The organism is Endozoicomonas sp. ONNA1, from assembly GCF_024606325.1.
Lineage (GTDB): Bacteria > Pseudomonadota > Gammaproteobacteria > Pseudomonadales > Endozoicomonadaceae > Endozoicomonas_A.
In genome coordinates, this window is record NZ_JAHHPN010000004.1 from 1 (window position 1) to 1,082 (window position 1,082).

1 protein-coding gene is annotated in these 1,082 nt (G+C 36.6%); it reads left to right on the top strand.

Features of this window, described 5'->3' with window-relative positions; all coding sequences use genetic code 11:
* The coding region (locus KDK19_RS00040) for a spore photoproduct lyase family protein (RefSeq protein ID WP_257291070.1) at positions 1-846 on the top strand (846 nt) is incomplete at its 5' end.
* Between the last annotated feature and the right edge of the window lie 236 nt (positions 847-1,082).

The window sequence follows — 1,082 nt, forward strand, 5'->3', positions numbered from 1 at the left end:
GGGATTATATCTGATGGTGCTGCCATTGATTACCTCAAAAGGAATATTGATTCCTATTTAGTAGAGTTAGGCGTAAATATTGACAATGCAAAGCTTGCTGATGTCAAAAGTGACATTACTAAGTATTATAATGAGAATAAAAAAAGAAAGCTGAGTATGAATATTGGGGAGTACACTGATATAATTGGTAATGATCCATACTCAGGACACATGAAGTTTGTATATGATGAGATAATTGATAAACATAAAAATGTTCATCTTGCAATCTGGACCAAGTCTGCGAATTTTGACGAGGTCTTAAAGCATGATGGTCATGGAAGGATTAAATTCACATTTGGTTTAAACACACCGACGATCATTGATAAATATGAGCATGGAACAGCGTCACTTGAGGATCGGTTAAACGGGATAAAGAAGATTCAGGGTCGCGGTGGTTATGATATCAGATTATGTATTGAGCCGATTATTAATTATGATGGTTGTGAATCTGAATATGTTGAGTTGGTCGATAAAGTAATGAAATCAATAGATCCATCTAATGTAAGCAAAATTATCCTTGGGAGTACCAGGTTTAGGAAGGATATGGTACGTAATATCCGAAAAAACCATCCCTGGACCACTCTATTTAACAATATGGAGGAGTTTGAGGAATATGATCCGAATGATAAACGGTTACGATACTCAGAGGAGTTCCGGATCAAGATTTATAAGAAACTTATTGATGCAATACGCAAGCACACCCGGGCAAAGATTACCTTGGGTGCTGAGATACCAGAAATGTGGGATTGGGTTGGTTTGGATAGGAAGAAGTTCATGAAGGACAAGGTTTATCAATATCCTGGTTAAATCCCACCTGATTGTGACATTCAAAAGCCCTGCCAATTGGTGGGGCTTTTTTGCTGTATACAAATTGGGTGTTTTACCTTATTCCTATGAACTCAACACTTTTTCCATCAAAGTATAAATTAGCATAGCCATAATTCAGGTATTTCATTATTACTCTATTCGGTTCCACTCTTTTACAACTCACTGGAATACGAAACAAACTCATAACATAGCTATCACCCAGAATAATGTAGACA